The following is a 16,886-nucleotide window of genomic DNA, read 5'->3' on the forward strand; positions in this document are numbered from 1 at the left end:
GGCAAGCCATGAATAGCTAACTGTAAAAGAATCACCATCTTGAGTGTCTGGCTGTTAATCGTGCTTTTCCGGTAGCGCATTTAGACGCTCCCACAAAAAAGCCCAGTGTTGAGAAGTTCAAATTCAACAACTGGGCTTTTATATGGGTTACGCTTAAATTAGTAATCTATTTCGACTTGCTAATCCAATTACCACCAGGTTGCATAAAGTGCTACTAGTATAATCACAAGACAAATCGCTAACATATTGAATGAGCTTTTGGTTGTGAAATTGACTTCGTCTAAAGACACCACATCTGTGCCGCCATCCACGTAGTTTTTGCGGGTGGCAAGTGACGCTACCACAGCCAGAGCAATACAAGCCAAGAATACAACGCCTACTCTGTCCATGAAAGGTAACGCAGGCATTGCAAGTTTAAGGACACCTGACAAGGCAGCTGAACCGATTGCCGCAGTAATTGCACCCACTGAATTCATGGTTTTCCAGAACATGCCTAATAGGAATATGACCACAATCCCCGGCGTGAAAAAGCCCGTGAATTCTTGAATGTATTGAAACGCTTGTTCAAATTGACCAAGTAATGGTTTAGCACAAACCATCGCAATAATTAATGCTGAAATGCTAACGATACGCCCTACTTTTACGTAGTGGGCTTCACTTTTATCCTTTTTAAAGTGCGAATATATGTCCATCGTAAAGATAGTTGATACGCTATTACACATAGACGCTAAGGACGACACAATCGCCGCAACTAATGCTGCAAAAACTAATCCCTTCAGTCCAACGGGCATCAGATTCATAAGACTAGGATAAGCTTGATCAGCTTGCTCTAAGTCGGCAAACAATATTGAGGCGGCAATACCAGGTACAACGACGAAAAAAGGTACCAAAATTTTCAAGTAAGCGGCGAATGCAATACCTTTTTGTGCTTCAGCTAGGTCTTTTGCAGCCAATGCACGTTGAATAATGTATTGGTTGAAACCCCAATAGGAAATGTTCATTACCCACATTCCGCCAATTAATACCGATAGACCTGGAAGGCTGATGTAGTGCGGACTATCTGGTGAAAATATCATATCGAATTTTTCTGGCATTTGTTCAGTTAGTACCGAAAATCCAGCCAACATACCTTGACCATTAGATACCAAATCTAAACTAATGTAGGTCAACATTAATCCGCCGAACACTAACAACACAACCTGAATAATGTCAGTGTAAGCAACGGCTTTTAGGCCACCATAGGAGGAGTAAGCAATCGAAAATATTCCAAGGAAAATCATTCCGTAAGCTAGTTCAACTCCGGTGATCGTAGTAATTGCTAATCCGCCCAACCACAAGACCGCTGTGAGGTTTACAAAAACATACACTACTAACCAAAACACCGCCATTATGGTCTTAACGCGACTATCAAAACGTTGTTGTAGATACTGAGGCATGGTGTAGATATTATTTTTAAGAAAAATCGGTAAGAAATATTTACCTACAATAATCAAGGTGATTGCTGCCATCCATTCATATGACGCAATACCTAAACCTAAAACATACCCCGAGCCTGACATACCAATAATTTGCTCAGCCGAAATATTTGATGCAATTAGGGATGCACCAATCGCCCACCAAGGCAGTGATTTACTTGCAAGGAAATAGTCCTTAGTATTTCTTTCATGGTTTTTCTCGGCTCTGGAAATATAAAGTGCTAGGGCTAAAAGGCCCAAAACATATACTACAAAAATGCCAATATCGAGGTTTGCTAGATTCATCTCGTATCCTAGTTTTTATTATTTACTGTTAATTTTTCTGTATCTATAACTTGCTACTTGCTTTAGTAAATAGCTTGGGTATTAGCAATAAGACAATCGTCAGAACACTAACCGTAAAGCATATTACTAATTTTACGGAAATCGTGTATGATTATTGTTAATTAAACACCAAGGTTTTGGTGGAATAAACTTATTTTCGTTTGATTTAATTAATTTTTATGAGTCAAGATTAAATGCCTGACTAACAAAATGACAGCTTTTTATTAACAATGGATGGGGATTTTATGAGAAAGACTGCGAAACAACTTATGTTTCTGTTTGCAGCAGGATTGATTTTACAAGGTTGTCATTCAATGAAAACTAATCAAGCTGCGGATTATGTCGCAGAAAAAGGCTCTCACGTGGAAAAGGAAACCACAGGTGTTTGGGCAATTGAACCGGACCCGAATTTGCCCAATGTTTTACTTCTCGGGGATTCAATATCGATAGGGTACACCTTAGGTGTTAGAGAAGAGTTGGCAAATCAGGCGAATGTCTTCAGACCCCATAGAAATGGTGGTAAAAAGCCCGAAAATTGTCAGGGTACAAGCTATTCGATTAAGCATTTAGATCGTTGGTTAGGGGATCGAAAATGGCAGGTCATCCACTTTAACTGGGGCTTGCATGATCTTAAACATGTGCATTCTGATAGTGGCAAAAACTCCAATAACTTTGATGATCCGCGACAATCTGAACCAGAAATATATCGTGCCAATTTAATACAGCTTGTAAACCGTTTACAAGCCACTGGAGCAAAATTGATTTTTGCTACCACAACACCTTACCCGGTTGGTGTAAAGCCCGCGAGATTGCCCGATGACGCTGAGCTTTATAACAGTATTGCGAAACAAATAATGAACCAACGAAATATCCAGATAAATGATTTGTATGCTCAAGCCTTACCTAAATTAAATGAAGTTCAATTACCTATAAATGTACATTTTAATAAGCGGGGGCGGGAGCTCCAAGCGCAAGCAGTTAGCAAAGTGATACAAGGAAATTTATAACACATGCTTACTAACTTGATTTTGTAGATTTCGTATTTCAGTTTGGCATTAGGGTGCACTTACTTTGCTGTTAGAACTAACTTTTAAAAATATTCTTACGGGTTGTTAATCAAACGTTTGTTATTTGTACATCTTTTAACAAAAAGGCAGCCCAATGAAAAAGTACCCCACTAAGTACTATAAACACCTCGCTACCAATAATTTCGGTAAAGACGTATCTGCTTCAGTCTTAAAGCAGCAATTTGGCAGACTATTATCTTTGAAAAAACTAGCATGTTGTATCATTTTGGCATCACATGCACAGATCGAAGCACAAGAATTAGTCACCTCCATTGATTTTAATAATGCAAGCGTCGTTGATGAAGTTTCCTTGAAAAGCGATTACGACACTGGTGAGCAAACTAGCGGTGACATTGCGTTTACAACAGATATTGCTAAATCAGGTCATGGTTTCAAAGTAGATTTTTTGCGTTACTTACGGATTCCGCTAGATGTCGTTGAACAAAGCAATGGCAGTTTTACTGTGAAGTACGATTATTACCATATCAGCTCCAAACCAAATGGCACCACTGCTTGGAATGCACATAGTTTCGCCATACGAGATCTGTCTCAAGGATATGGTTGGTCACATGGTTTTAGAAATTTGGGCAATGATTTTTGGTCCGACTCTGTGGTGGGTATATCCGAAAGTGGTAATCACGTAAAAGGAGATCCTGCGGCAATTCCTGATTTTGATAAAGAGTCATGGCACGAATATGTGTTGGTATTTGAAGATAATCGACTGACTTGGTATGTCGATGGTATTTATGCTTACTATCAAGAGTTCCAGCAATCCTTTACTGATTGGAATTACGCTAACACTGACATAATGATAGGCGCTAGATATGCTGGGGGTTCTATTACCGAACTTGATGGAGAGGATAGATATCTTGGCACCGGCGGAAGCAATACGCGGGAAGGGTCGATTAAAGCTGTCTTTGATAACGTGCGTATTTGGGATGATGCATTAACCGCGGAACAAGTTGCGCTAGGTGTTGAAAATCTAATTGAAGGCGATCCCATTTTTGAAGTTTCAGCGGACTACTTTACGCTTCCCGTTGATGGTGGGAATGTCTCCGTTGACATTACCTCTAACATAAGTTGGACAGTCACAGGATTACCCGATTGGCTAAGCGTAAATGAAACGTCTGGTGATGGCAGTACAACGCTAAATTTTGTCATCGAAAATAATGCTAGCAATGTCGCTCGCAGTGCTCAAGTAATGTTAAACGATATCGAAATCAACTTTGTGCAAGCGACCATTACCGATGAACTGGTAACAGATGCCGTAATATATCCAAACACCGGAAACCAAGAAATAAAGTATGTTTTCTATGATCTAAAAAGTGTCTTTAGAGCGTCACTTTCAGACGCAGCGATTAACAACTATTTTGTCACCGATGGGTTTAATGGCATTAGAACTAATATTTGGGGGACGCGTGATAAGCCTGATACCACAAACGGTAGACCAGCTCATCCAGAACCTGGAGTAGTGTTACCGGAATACTATGCAAACGATGTCGCGATGATCAAGAAAGCTCTAGAGGTTAATCCCGATCTCATCATATTTGCTAGTAAAAAACTTAACGGCAAATATAGCTTCCCAGAATGGGTACAAGATTCATCTGGCGTGATCCCTGAGCAATACGTCATTTTACTCGCAGACTATATTGAATACATGGCTAGTGTTGGTATTCCTACTCATATATTAGGCTTAGATAACGAACGTTTATTTAATGAAGGGAATATCACCCCAGAGCGTTTCCAACAAATTGTTGATCTATTGGAAGAGCTAGCAGTAGAACGGGGCTTCCCGATGCCGCAAATTATCGGTCACGAGGATTATGTTCCTGGCTACACCAATTGGATGCGTGATTTAGCGGCAAATGATGCGGTTGACCGCCTCGATATTTTTGGCACACATTATTATCCGCATGATCGTAATACCAACAAAGTCGCGCGTCTAGAGTCAGACCTAGCTTATGCTGGTGACTTACCGCGTTGGCACTCGGAATTACATTGGAATGCCAAATCAGATGTCGATGATATTTTAGAAGTAGAAGATGGATTTGCCAGTCTCTTAGATATGACGGACAAAGGATTTGAAGGTTTAATGTGGTGGGATTACAAACGCTCTAACTACCGCGGTGTGTTGATGCGTCATCTAACCACGAATCTTATTGGCTATACGCCGGTATTGATGGATGATCATGACGGAAGTGATACCTTAACCGACGGAAAACTCCATACTCGAGCTTATCGAAATGGTAATAAAATGGTTGTGTGGATATTGAATATCAATGAAACCAACAGTTTTGATGATTACAGTTTTAAATTGAACTCGGGTGAAGTAACATCAGAAGTCGCCTATAAACAATGGATTGATGGCAATGCCACTGCGGTTACCGGTACAGCAAATGTGCAGGCAGACAATGCATTTTCACTTAATATTAATACCCAATCAGTCACTATGCTGACATTCGATATTGCTACCGATGAACCAGTATTTTCTGAATCATGGGATTCTGCGCAAACGGCAACGTTGAGCACAAATGGCGATTTGAATGCGGATAACCTATGGCAATATCAGGTAAACAGTGATGCTAGCCAAGTTAACATTGAACCCGCTTCCAGTTACTTTAAGCAGCAACTGTTATCTATGGGGGCACACGCCTCAAACCTAGATAATGCTCAATTAACTGCCGCGATGGAAACGAGTTTGGATGTGGACGCTTTACCTTCAGTAACGTTAAAAGCCAAGGCAATGTTCACTGCATTAAGCACTGATCAAACGCCAGCCATAGCAACTAGTGAAGTGAGTGTATTAAATGGGTCAACATCAGTTGGCTATAGTGTTGTTTTTAACAGCGATTCTGAACAGCCAAATATACAAGTTAAAGTGACCGGTGAAGATGGTGTGCGCACCTTAACATTGGCTGAGATAACAGATTTACAGGTAGATTATCCGTATGATGTTAGCTTAACCTTTTCTAAAACCGCCGAAAACCAAACCAATATTGCCTATAATATTTATCGCAACCGTATACTTTGGCAACATGGTGAGTTATTCGTAGATACTGCTGTAGCACAACCTTTGGATAGCAGTATGATCACTAGCAATGCACAAGCAAATATTTTAATCGATGATATTCAAGTGTTAACCGCTGAGCAAACCGTATTAGGCGATTGGAATAACGATGGTTATGTTGATATAGACGACATACGTGGACTTATGCGTGCCATTTCGCTTAATCAAGAAATTGATTCACGTTTTGACCTGAATAATGATTCGACCATTAATCGAACAGATGTTTACGTTATGAAGACGCTGTGCTCGCGCACGGCTTGTGCTAGGTCCTTATAGATTCAGCACAAAGGAAATTTCCTACTTAGCAAAGCGGTGATGTATATCACCGCTTTTTTTTATCCTGATATTTAGAGCAAAAGTGGAATTTGCGGTTTATGAGCTAAAGCACACGCTACATGTTTGGAATGGAATTTATTCCAGTTAAGGAGGTATCCATGGTTTATGGGCTGAAGCCCATACTACATGTGTAGGCTGGAATTTATTCCAGTGAAGGAGGTATCTATGGTTTATGGGCTAAAGCCCACGCTACCTGTTTGGGCTGGAATTTATTCCAGTTAAGGAGGTATCTAAGGTTTATGGGCTGAAGCCCATACTACATGTGTAGGCTGGAATTTATTCCAGTGGAGTAGGTATCTATGGTTTATGGGCTAAAGCCCATACTACATGTTTGGGCTGGTATCTATGGTTTATGGGCTAAAGCCCACGCTACCTGTGTAGGCTGGAATTTATTCCAGCGCAAGAGGTATCTGTGATTGATGGGCTAAAGCCCATACTACATGTGTAGGCTGGAATTTATTCCAGTGAAGGAGGTATCTATGGTTTATGGGCTGAAGTCCACGCTACCTGTTTGGGCTGGAATTTATTCCAGCGCAAGAGGTATCTGAGATTATTGGGCTAAGGCCCACACTACTTGTGTGGGCCGAGATTATTTAATGTAGCCGAGCGAGCGTAAAAATTGTTCTGCTTGTAATATGGTCGGTTGCCAGTACTTTCCACCTTGTCTATTCTTGTTAAAAAAGCCATGGCCAGCTCCTTCGTAAAGAATAAGATCACATCGACTGCCCACTGCTTGCATCTTTTGTTGATATGCCTCACCAGTCGCTACAGGGATTAATCTATCTTTGGTTCCTAGCATAATAAGCGTGGGAGGTGCGCCTTTTGAAATGTTATGTAAAGGCGATATTTCTTGATAACGGTCACCAATTCGATCAAACCCATATCCCCCTTTACCGTTGTCTATCACGGGATTGTAAAGCACTAAGGCGTTAGCTTTCGTACTGATGCTTACATCTTCATCTGGTTCATTTAATCCTTCAATTATCGTTGTGGCTGCGGCTAAGTGACCACCTGCTGAGCCACCACCTGCGGCTATCTTATTGGGATCGATATTCAGTTTTTCTGCATTCTTGCGTAGATAACGCATAGCTGACTTAGCATCTCTAACGGCGTCAAAAGGCGTCGTTTTGTGCCTATTCTTTACTCTGTAGTCTGCTAACACAGAAATCATACCTTGCGAGGCAAAGTGCTCTGCCTGACCTTCAAATTGCGTTATTGAACCAGAATTCCAACCACCACCGAAAAACAGCAAAATCGCTGGATTACTCGAACCTTCTTCAATTGTTTTAGGAGTCAAAATCGTTAACGTAAGTTTGATATTATCAATTTGTTTGTAAACAATCTCTTGACGCGTGAAAGATGTATCTTTGTCTGCTTCTTGACTAACCGCAGCACCAGCGCTGAGTCCAATGAACAGCACTAAACTGTGGGTTGTGAGCGTTTTATATAATTTTTTTAGCAACATAAAAATGTCTCTTTTTTAGTAAAGGGGGGAATTGGTGTTTCAACTTAGACTTTCTGGCAGTGTCCGGCGTATCCATATTGATTAGCGCTAACCTGGCTCGTAACCAAGTGATGTAGATATGTCCATTGCCGCCTGTTTAATATATCGGTGCGCTTCTTTAATGCTGGTATGGCGTGAGCCATCGAAATATTCGAAAAATGGTACTACTAATGCAGCTATTACCTGATCGCGATAATCAAAAACAGGGTAACCTACGTCTTGTATTCCCTGGGCTTGTGCACTTTGAATACTTTCGAAACCTTGGCTCTGCACTTTAGCCAATACTTTCTCCAGATCAAATTCATCATCAGTATGATGCTGTGATGGTATTCGAGTTAACATTTGCTTACGCGTGTTCTGATCGGCAAAAGACAACAATAAATGGCCTGAACATGTGTTTAATAGCGGGGCTTCAGCACCGAGTCGTACACTAAATACGCGTGCGGATGGGGAGTCTTGCTGCACAACCACATGTCCCCGGCCCTCATAATAAATGACTAAGTGGCATGATTGTTCAATGTCATAGGAGAGTCGTTGTAAAATCGGTGCTGAAATACTAGTTAAGCGTTTGACGGGAGGAAACCGGTGTGCCAAACCAAATATTTTTAAGGTAAGTCGGTATCTATCGCTACCGTTTTCTAATGAAACATAACCACGTTGCTGCAACACCACCAACATTCTAAATAACTCACCGACAGATCTATTTAATCGTTGTGTGATTTCGGAAATATTTAACCCGTCGGCTTCACCAGCCAACAACTCTAGAATATCTAAGCCTTTTTCAAGCGCAGGTGCACTATAGGTTTTACGTTTGGCTGTAGCCTCTTGCGTTGCTGACTTTGTCATAATATTACCCTTTTCTAACTCTTATTATTTGCTCGCTAATCTTACGAATAACGTGCTAAGGCTTTCGGGCGAGTTAAGCCTTACTTTTTAGAGTCCTTATTTCGTCATTCTCCGGTGTTCATTCCCAGAACACTATACCCTCTGTAACCAAACCACCAACTGTCGATAGCTATTAAACAAGTTAAAACAAATTTCACACAAAAATATTTACGTAAATTCCGGTTTAGATTGTTTTTTATAACACAATCCATGAATTTGTTAGGGATAGGGCTAAGTGATTACGTTCAAAAAAATAACATATATCTATTTAATTTTGGTTTTCGTGGTCAGTTGCCAGATCGCTTAAAAAGCGGATGCTACTAAAACTAACAACCAATTAGTTAGCATAGAAACGTTGTTGGAGGAAATGACAGACAAATCGCGAATTGCACGTTTTCCTCGTAATGACTTTAGATTGGCTCAACAAAGTAGCTACGATAGAGATTCTGTTGAATTTGAAGAAGCTAAATACGAAGCCACTGGTTGGTTTGCAAACTTTGACCGAAACTCGAACAAAAAGAATGGCAACTTTGAACGTAAAGAAATCATTAATGGTCGCGAAGAATATGTAGTAATGGAGCACACCGGCCCAGGCGCAATTGTGAGAACCTGGATGCCGTGGGAGTCATATAAGAAACCGGGCACGAATGCGATTATTCGATTTTACATTGATGGTAAATCAGAGCCTGCTCTACAAGGTAATATGTTCGATCTACTCAATGGGAAAGGATTAATACCGTATCCTCTTGCCCATGAATCGCTTGCATCAGCAGTATCATTTTTTCCTATTCCCTATGCAAAAAGTATGAAGGTCACCGTATCTGAAATGCCATTCTTTTTTCAGTTTACATATCGGGCCTATGACGCCGACACTCACGTTAAATCATTTACTATGGCTGACTACACCCGTGCTACTGAGCTTATTGAAAAAACGGCCCAAACATTGTCAAACCTGAATCAGCCTCAGCAAAGTTATGAATTAGCGGCAAGTACCATTTTAAGATCGGGCGAACAAATGAGCTTAGCCCTGCCAGCCGGAAATGCCGCGATTGAAGCTATAAAAGTAAAACTAGGAAATTACGATGACGCGCATATCACCCGACACGTCATCATTAAAATGAGTTTTGACGATAAGCAAACCGTTTGGTCACCAATCGGTGATTTTTTTGGCACAGGTATTGGGGTAAATCCGTTTGAAGACCGCTATCGCGCAGTGTTAGAGGATGGCACTATGTTGAGTTCTTGGGTTATGCCTTATCAACGTAACGCTATGATAACACTTAAAAATATTGGCCCTGACCCCGTTGACGTTGACCTCCAAGCAAACACAGGTGAGTGGGTTTGGGATGATGCCTCAATGTATTTTAATGCAGCGTGGCGGGGGCAGTATCCAGTTGCCACTCGCCCGTATTCTGACTGGAATTATGTCACCTTAACAGGAAAAGGGGTTTACGTTGGCGACTCGCTTACAGTTATGAATCCTGATAAGCGCTGGTGGGGCGAAGGTGACGAAAAAATTTATGTTGATGGCGAAACATTTCCTTCCATTTTTGGAACCGGCACCGAAGATTATTATGCTTACTCATGGGGTGGGAAGAGTACCGACTTTTATCAACACCCTTTTCATGCGCAACCTCGAGCTAATGTGTATAACAAACTAAATCGAAAGACGACAGATGAAAGGAATACTCAAGGTTATAGCACTGAAACGCGAGTACGTGCTTTGGATACTATGCCGTTTTCTAGTTCCTTAAAGCTCGACATGGAGATCTGGAGTTGGGCAGATGCGCAAATGGGTTACGGTGTGGGGTTATATTGGTATGCCGATGAAAATACCACGTCCAACCGTCAGCCCGATGAGTTTGAAGCGCGAAATGTCCCTCCTTTGCCAAATTAACTCCTGACCTGCTGTAGCGACAAGTTGAGGTTTCACTTTTTAGTTTTTTAGCATACACTTATCTTTTTTTAATTGTATTATAATATTAATTAAGGGGTTGTGTTTCATGAGTCATATTTCAACACCATCTGCAAATGCGATTCGCATACTTGCTGTGGATGCAGTACAAAAAGCGAATTCTGGTCATCCTGGAGCGCCAATGGGAATGGCTGATATTGCCAAAGTTTTATGGCAGGATTTTTATTCTCATAATCCAAATAATTATCAATGGCCTAACCGCGACCGATTTGTGCTATCAAACGGGCATGGCTCGATGTTGCAATATGCGCTGCTGCATTTAAGTGGATATGATCTATCAATTGAAGATTTGAAGCATTTTCGTCAACTACATTCTAAAACTCCAGGTCATCCTGAATACGGATATACCGAAGGTGTTGAAACTACTACTGGGCCATTGGGAGCTGGAATTGCCAATGCAGTGGGAATGGCAATCGCTGAAAAAACACTAGCAGCACAATTTAATAGACCTGACTTCGATATTGTTGACCATTTTACTTATTGTTTTTTAGGTGATGGTTGTTTGATGGAAGGAATTTCACATGAAGCCTGTTCACTTGCAGGTACTTTAGGGCTTGGAAAATTAGTCGCATTCTGGGATGACAATGGTATTTCAATCGATGGTCATGTGGAAGGTTGGTTTACTGATGACACGCCTAAACGCTTTGCATCTTATGGTTGGCATGTAATTACTGGCGTTGACGGACATGACGAAACACAGATTAAAGAAGCAATTGAAAACGCTCGAAAAATTACTGATAAGCCAACATTAATTTGCTGTAAAACGGTAATTGGTTTTGGATCACCAAATAAATCAGGTAGCCACGATTGCCACGGTTCCCCGTTAGGTAATGATGAAATCACAGCGGTTCGTAAACAATTGAATTGGCCGCATGCACCTTTTGAAGTGCCTGATGATGTATATCAGCAGTGGGATGCAAGAAAGGCCGGCGAAAAACGTGAGCAACAATGGCAAACATTATTTGCGAATTATGCGCAGTCTTTTCCAGAACTAGCAAATGAATTTAAACGTCGCGTAATTGAACAAACAATGCCACAGGGATTTGACCTAAAAGCAGATGAGTATATACGTCAATGTCAGCAACAAATGGAAAATGTGGCAACGCGAAAAGCTTCACAAAAAGCAATCGAATTCTTTGCAGGTTTATTACCAGAAATAGTTGGCGGTTCTGCGGATTTAGCCGGTTCAAATTTAACTCTTTGGCCGGACGCTAAAGGCATTCAAGAAGACGCATCTGGAAACTATGTGTATTACGGTGTGCGCGAATTTGGCATGAGTGCCATTATGAATGGAATCGCTGTACATGGGGGCTTTATCCCATTTGGTGCGACGTTTTTAATGTTCATGGAATATGCTCGAAACGCTGTTCGTATGGCTGCTTTGATGAAAGCCAAAAGTATTTTTGTCTACACTCATGACTCGATTGGTCAGGGAGAGGATGGCCCCACACATCAACCTATTGAACAGTTAGCAACACTTAGGTTAACACCAAATTTAACCACTTGGCGTCCGTGTGACAGTACTGAAACAGCGGAAGCTTGGCGACAAGCGCTAGTGAAAAACGGTCCAAGTGCACTTGTGTTTACGCGCCAAGGTACATCCGCTGTAGCACGTAATACTGCACAAATTGCTGATATTGCAAAAGGTGGATATGTGCTTCTTGAACCTAACTCAAAACCAGATTTAATTTTAATTGCTTCCGGCTCCGAAGTGCAGCTCGCATTAGATGCAGCCGCCATTTTAAATCAACAAGGCAAGCAAGTGCGTGTCGTGTCAATGCCAAGTACTAATCAATTTGATACCCAATCAAAAGAATATAAAGCGGAAGTTTTACCTAGCGAAGTGCCTAAACTGGCTGTAGAAGCTGCTCACCAAGACTTTTGGTGGAAGTATGTGGGCCACAATGGTGATGTACTAGGTTTAAATACGTTTGGGGAATCTGCTCCTGGTGCAGTATTGCTTGAACACTTCGGCTTTACAACTGACAACTTGGTGAATAAGGCTCTGTCTTTACTCACTTAATTTGATGCGATAAATCGAATTTGAATGCCCACTACGAGTGGGCATTTTTGTTGGTGTACATACACGCGGTTCGGCCGTGATCATTTGAGTAACAAATTAAATATTATTAACCAATTCCTTTACAAATTCACTAATGTTGATATTATCATACAATTATATATTAATTCAAAATGCAACGATAAAGGTGAAAGTTATATGTCTGGTTTTGCATTAGGGCTAGATTACGGGTCCGATTCAGTGAGAGCGCTGCTTGTTGATGTTGCTACTGGGGAAGAGTTAGCCAGTCATTTAGTCAATTACCCGCGTTGGGCAAAAGGTTTATATTGCGACCCGAGTAAAGATCAATATCGTCAACATCCACTAGATTACATTGAAAGCTTAGTGGAAGTTGTCAACGGTTTATGGGATCGCGTACCTCCAGGGACATCAGAAAAGGTAATAGGACTGAGTTTTGATACAACTGGATCAACGCCAGTGGCGATCAATTCACAAGGAACACCTTTATCACTAACAGATGAATTCAGCGAAAATCCAAACGCTATGTTTGTGCTTTGGAAAGATCATACTGCAATTGAAGAAGCCAAAGAAATTACCTCCGCTGCAACCTGCAATGATGTGAATTATTTGTCTCATATGGGGGGGATCTATTCGTCAGAATGGTACTGGGCAAAGGCATTACATATTTTTCGTCAAGATGACACTGTAAAGCAGGCTACACATACATGGATAGAGCATTGTGATTGGATGACCGCATTGATGTGTGGCAAAACACATCCTGATAATTTATTGCTTGGTCGTTGTGCAACAGGTCATAAGTTGATGTGGAACGAAAGCTGGGGTGGCTTTCCGCCAAATGCTTTTTTCACCGATATTGATCCGCTACTTGATGGTGTAGTAGATAAATTAAACCCCGCCACTCAAACCAGTGATTCTGTTGCTGGCCACCTGACCGAGGAATGGTCTAAGAAACTTGGACTGCCTGCAGGAATTGTTGTGGGCTATGGAGCTTTTGATTGCCATATGGGAGCTGTAGCGGCTAACGTCCGCCCCGGTGTTTTGACCAAAGTTATGGGAACGTCTACTTGTGATATTACTGTTGCATCCACACAAGCTTTAGGCGAAACCTGCGTAAAAGGAATTTGTGGCCAAGTTGATGGTTCAGTTATCCCCGGCATGATTGGCTTAGAAGCGGGGCAATCTGCTTTTGGAGATTTGTACGCATGGTTTAAAAACGTGTTGTTGTGGCCGACCAAGGAATTATTACCTGAATTAGCGACTAACAGTGATGAGTTAATTGAAAAGCTTGAAGCGCTTACCTTAATAAAGTTGTCCAACGCCGCTTCGGCACTCCCTTTAAAAGCCAATGATGTTACCGCGTTAGACTGGGTTAACGGACGGCGTACTCCTGATGCTGATCAGGGCGTATCGATGGCTATTTCTGGCATCAAAATGGGAACAGATGCAGCACACCTATTCAAATCAATTGTCGAAGCCACTGCTTTTGGTTCGCGTGCAATTACTGAACGTTTCAGAAATGAAGGCGTACCAATTGAATCGGTAGTAGTGATTGGCGGTATATCTAAAAAATCTGATTACGTAATGCAAACATGTGCAGATGTATGGAACTGCCCTATCGATGTACTCGAGTCTGAGCAAAGTTGTGCTTTGGGTGCGGCAATCATGGCAGCGGTGGCCGCTGGGGCATACGATTCAGTATCTTCCGCGCAAAAAGTGATGGCTTCTCCTGTTTGTAAGCAATACCTACCAAATCAACAACGCGTTGCAATTTATGACCAGCTTTTTCAAAAATACCAAACCCTTGGAGCTTATGTAAGTGAGGGAAAATCATGAGTTATACAGAGTTAAAACGGCAAGTATACGAAGCCAATATGGAACTGCAGCGTCGTAATTTAGTTATCTATACCTTTGGCAATGTTTCACAAGTTGATAGGCAAAAAGGGGTAGTTGCGATTAAACCCAGTGGTGTGTCCTATGATCTTTTGAAAGTGGAAGATATCGTAATTGTTGATATGGAAAATGCGATTGTTGAAGGCAGTATGCGTCCATCTTCAGATACAAAAACGCATACGCATTTATATCGTAAATTTGACAATATTGGTGGTGTTACACACACACATTCCACTTATGCGACTGCATGGGCACAGGCGAAAAAGAGTATTCCTTGCTTTGGTACTACCCACGCAGATTATGTGCATGGTGAAATTAGTTGCACCCGAGAACTGACCGATGCACAAATTAACGGGGATTACGAAGAAGAGACAGGGGCACAAATAGTCGACTCTTATGCCCATAAAGATCCGATGGCTGCGCCAATGGTAATCGTTGCCGGTCATGCTCCATTTACTTGGGGAAAAGACGCCAATCAATCTGTTTATCACGCTGCATTGTTAGAAGAAATAGCACGCATGGCGTACCTCACGCGCACTTTAGATCACAGTGCACAGCCTTTAAATCAAGCAATTTTAGACAAGCATTATCTACGTAAACACGGCAAAGATGCTTACTACGGTCAAAACAAGTAACGCAGTCGTGGTTAACACAAGAGGATTTATAAAATGACAACAAAAAAACAAGAGGTTTGGTTTGTTACCGGCTCTCAAGATTTATACGGACCTAGAGTTTTACAAGAAGTGGCAAATAACAGTCAGGCAATTGTCGCCGGATTAAATAAGCAAGCAAATTTAGCTGTAAACCTTGTTTGTAAGCAAACCGTAAAAAGCCCAGAAGAGATTCATGCCGTGTGTCAGCAGGCTAATGCAAATCCGGATTGCATCGGCTTGGTTTTATGGATGCACACTTTCTCCCCAGCAAAAATGTGGATTGCTGGCCTATCTGAATTGCGTAAACCATGGTTGCATTTACATACACAGTTTAATGCAGGGTTGCCGTGGGCTGATATAGACATGAATTACATGAATACTCACCAAAGTGCGCATGGTGATAGAGAATTTGGCTTTATTGGTACGCGGATGCGAAAAGAACGTAAAGTCGTAGTTGGGCATTGGGAACGTCCCGATGTTCACCAGCAAATCGATGATTGGTGCCGAGCGGCAATGGGTTGGGCTGAAAGTCAGTCACTGAAAGTCGCTCGTTTCGGTGACAATATGCGTCAGGTTTCTGTAACTGAAGGCAATAAAGTATCAGCGCAAATTACTTTTGGTTATGAAGTCCATGCTTTTAGTGTTGCAGATTTAGCAGAAGTCGTGAATGGTGTTACAGATGGTGATGTCAATGCACAAATGGATCTTTATGGGCAGGAATATAGTATTTCTGAAGCAACCTTAAAAGACCAATATAGTGTCGATATGCTAAAAAATGAAGCCAAACTAGAGTTGGGGATGCAACGTTTTCTAGACGAGGGTAGATTCAAGGCTTTTACGAATTGTTTTGAGAATCTATCAGGTCTTACAGGACTTCCCGGGCTGGCAACACAAAGGTTAATGTCTAGTGGCTATGGTTACGGCGGCGAAGGCGATTGGAAAACTGCAGCCATGGTGCGCATTATGAAAGTCATGGGGCAAGGTCGAAAAGGTGGGTGTTCTTTTATGGAAGATTACACTTACAATTTAGGTGGAACGGATCAGGTCCTAGGTGCTCATATGTTGGAAGTCTGCCCTTCTATTGCTTCAGCGAAACCGCGTTTAGAAGTACATAGACATACGATTGGTGTGAAATGTGATGTAGGACGTTTATTATTTACTGCGACACCTGGGCCCTCAATCAATGTCTCGCCAATTGACCTAGGAAATCGTTTTCGTATATTGATAAATGAAGTTGATACGGTTGCTCCTCCTGCGGAGCTGCCCAAATTACCGGTAGCCTCAGCGTTGTGGGAACCTAAGCCAAATTTATCAGTTGCTGCAGCAGCATGGATACATGCTGGAGGCGCGCACCATACGGCATACAGTCAAGCAGTTACTACCGATATGATCATTGACTATGCTGACATGGCTGGTGTTGAAACGATTGTAATCGATGCGGATACTAATATTCGTACATTTAAAACGGATCTTCGTCATAACGCAGCTTATTATGCATTAAAACAAGGTATATAAGAGCCTAGTTATAGACTTTTAAGTAATAATTAAAATTGCCACTATTTATACTCTGGTGGCAATTTATTATACGGGCTTAATTTATTTGCGAGCGTGCTCTTAAAACGTTAAGTTCGTTACATACTCTTCTTACGTACAACTAAAAGATTTCAAT

The 16,886-nt window shown here is 41.5% G+C and carries 10 protein-coding genes; 7 read left to right on the plus strand and 3 right to left on the minus strand.

Going from position 1 to position 16,886, the window contains the following annotated elements; genetic code table 11:
• Positions 1-188 precede the first annotated feature (188 nt).
• Positions 189-1,760, minus strand: coding sequence for a sodium/sugar symporter (locus GLIP_RS18735; RefSeq protein ID WP_008846270.1), 1,572 nt, complete (start codon positions 1,758-1,760; stop codon positions 189-191).
• A 284-nt stretch (positions 1,761-2,044) separates the two neighbouring features.
• On the opposite strand from GLIP_RS18735, the gene GLIP_RS18740 reads away from it, so the two are divergent.
• Both GLIP_RS18740 and GLIP_RS18745 read left to right on the plus strand, forming a co-directional pair.
• Positions 2,045-2,806 carry an SGNH/GDSL hydrolase family protein gene (locus GLIP_RS18740; RefSeq protein ID WP_008846271.1) on the plus strand — a complete coding sequence of 254 codons (762 nt, stop codon included), beginning with the start codon at positions 2,045-2,047 and terminating at the stop codon, positions 2,804-2,806.
• Positions 2,807-2,960: 154 nt separating this feature from the next.
• Positions 2,961-6,209 (plus strand): BACON domain-containing protein, encoded by a 3,249-nt coding sequence (locus tag GLIP_RS18745; RefSeq protein ID WP_008846272.1) that lies wholly within the window; start codon positions 2,961-2,963, stop codon positions 6,207-6,209.
• 649 nt (positions 6,210-6,858) lie between these two features.
• Here the strand turns inward: GLIP_RS18745 and GLIP_RS18750 are convergent.
• Positions 6,859-7,734, minus strand: coding sequence for an alpha/beta hydrolase (locus GLIP_RS18750; protein ID WP_008846273.1), 876 nt, complete (start codon positions 7,732-7,734; stop codon positions 6,859-6,861).
• 87 nt (positions 7,735-7,821) lie between these two features.
• Positions 7,822-8,619 (minus strand): IclR family transcriptional regulator, encoded by a 798-nt coding sequence (locus tag GLIP_RS18755; protein WP_008846274.1) that lies wholly within the window; start codon positions 8,617-8,619, stop codon positions 7,822-7,824.
• A 406-nt stretch (positions 8,620-9,025) separates the two neighbouring features.
• Between GLIP_RS18755 and GLIP_RS18760 the strand changes: the two genes are divergently transcribed.
• From GLIP_RS18760 to araA, 5 genes are all read left to right on the plus strand, one after another.
• The gene (locus tag GLIP_RS18760) at positions 9,026-10,555 is read left to right on the plus strand and encodes a glycoside hydrolase family 172 protein (protein WP_040523637.1); all 1,530 of its coding nucleotides are present in this window, start codon (positions 9,026-9,028) and stop codon (positions 10,553-10,555) included.
• Between the two features lie 106 nt (positions 10,556-10,661).
• A complete protein-coding gene (tkt, locus tag GLIP_RS18765; protein WP_008846277.1) occupies positions 10,662-12,656 on the plus strand; it encodes a transketolase in 1,995 nt (664 codons plus the stop codon).
• A gap of 195 nt (positions 12,657-12,851) precedes the next feature.
• Positions 12,852-14,507 carry a ribulokinase gene (locus tag GLIP_RS18770; protein WP_008846278.1) on the plus strand — a complete coding sequence of 552 codons (1,656 nt, stop codon included), beginning with the start codon at positions 12,852-12,854 and terminating at the stop codon, positions 14,505-14,507.
• The gene (locus tag GLIP_RS18775) at positions 14,504-15,199 is read left to right on the plus strand and encodes an L-ribulose-5-phosphate 4-epimerase (RefSeq protein ID WP_008846279.1); all 696 of its coding nucleotides are present in this window, start codon (positions 14,504-14,506) and stop codon (positions 15,197-15,199) included. The genes GLIP_RS18770 and GLIP_RS18775 overlap by 4 nt, the downstream gene beginning before the upstream one ends.
• A gap of 33 nt (positions 15,200-15,232) precedes the next feature.
• Entirely contained in the window at positions 15,233-16,732 is a 1,500-nt protein-coding gene (gene araA, locus GLIP_RS18780; RefSeq protein ID WP_008846280.1) for an L-arabinose isomerase, read from the plus strand.
• Positions 16,733-16,886: the final 154 nt, after the last annotated feature.

This window comes from Aliiglaciecola lipolytica E3, from assembly GCF_000314975.1.
Classification (GTDB): domain Bacteria; phylum Pseudomonadota; class Gammaproteobacteria; order Enterobacterales; family Alteromonadaceae; genus Aliiglaciecola; species Aliiglaciecola lipolytica.

Excerpts from the sequence above, each read along its gene's own strand:
- GLIP_RS18760 (WP_040523637.1), top strand. The coding sequence starts at position 9,026 with ATGACAGACAAATCGCGAATTGCACGTTTTCCTCGTAATGACTTTAGA.
- GLIP_RS18735 (WP_008846270.1), bottom strand. The coding sequence starts at position 1,760 with ATGAATCTAGCAAACCTCGATATTGGCATTTTTGTAGTATATGTTTTG.
- GLIP_RS18755 (WP_008846274.1), bottom strand. The coding sequence starts at position 8,619 with ATGACAAAGTCAGCAACGCAAGAGGCTACAGCCAAACGTAAAACCTAT.
- GLIP_RS18740 (WP_008846271.1), top strand. The coding sequence starts at position 2,045 with ATGAGAAAGACTGCGAAACAACTTATGTTTCTGTTTGCAGCAGGATTG.
- GLIP_RS18775 (WP_008846279.1), top strand. The coding sequence starts at position 14,504 with ATGAGTTATACAGAGTTAAAACGGCAAGTATACGAAGCCAATATGGAA.
- tkt (WP_008846277.1), top strand. The coding sequence starts at position 10,662 with ATGAGTCATATTTCAACACCATCTGCAAATGCGATTCGCATACTTGCT.
- GLIP_RS18745 (WP_008846272.1), top strand. The coding sequence starts at position 2,961 with ATGAAAAAGTACCCCACTAAGTACTATAAACACCTCGCTACCAATAAT.
- GLIP_RS18770 (WP_008846278.1), top strand. The coding sequence starts at position 12,852 with ATGTCTGGTTTTGCATTAGGGCTAGATTACGGGTCCGATTCAGTGAGA.
- araA (WP_008846280.1), top strand. The coding sequence starts at position 15,233 with ATGACAACAAAAAAACAAGAGGTTTGGTTTGTTACCGGCTCTCAAGAT.
- GLIP_RS18750 (WP_008846273.1), bottom strand. The coding sequence starts at position 7,734 with ATGTTGCTAAAAAAATTATATAAAACGCTCACAACCCACAGTTTAGTG.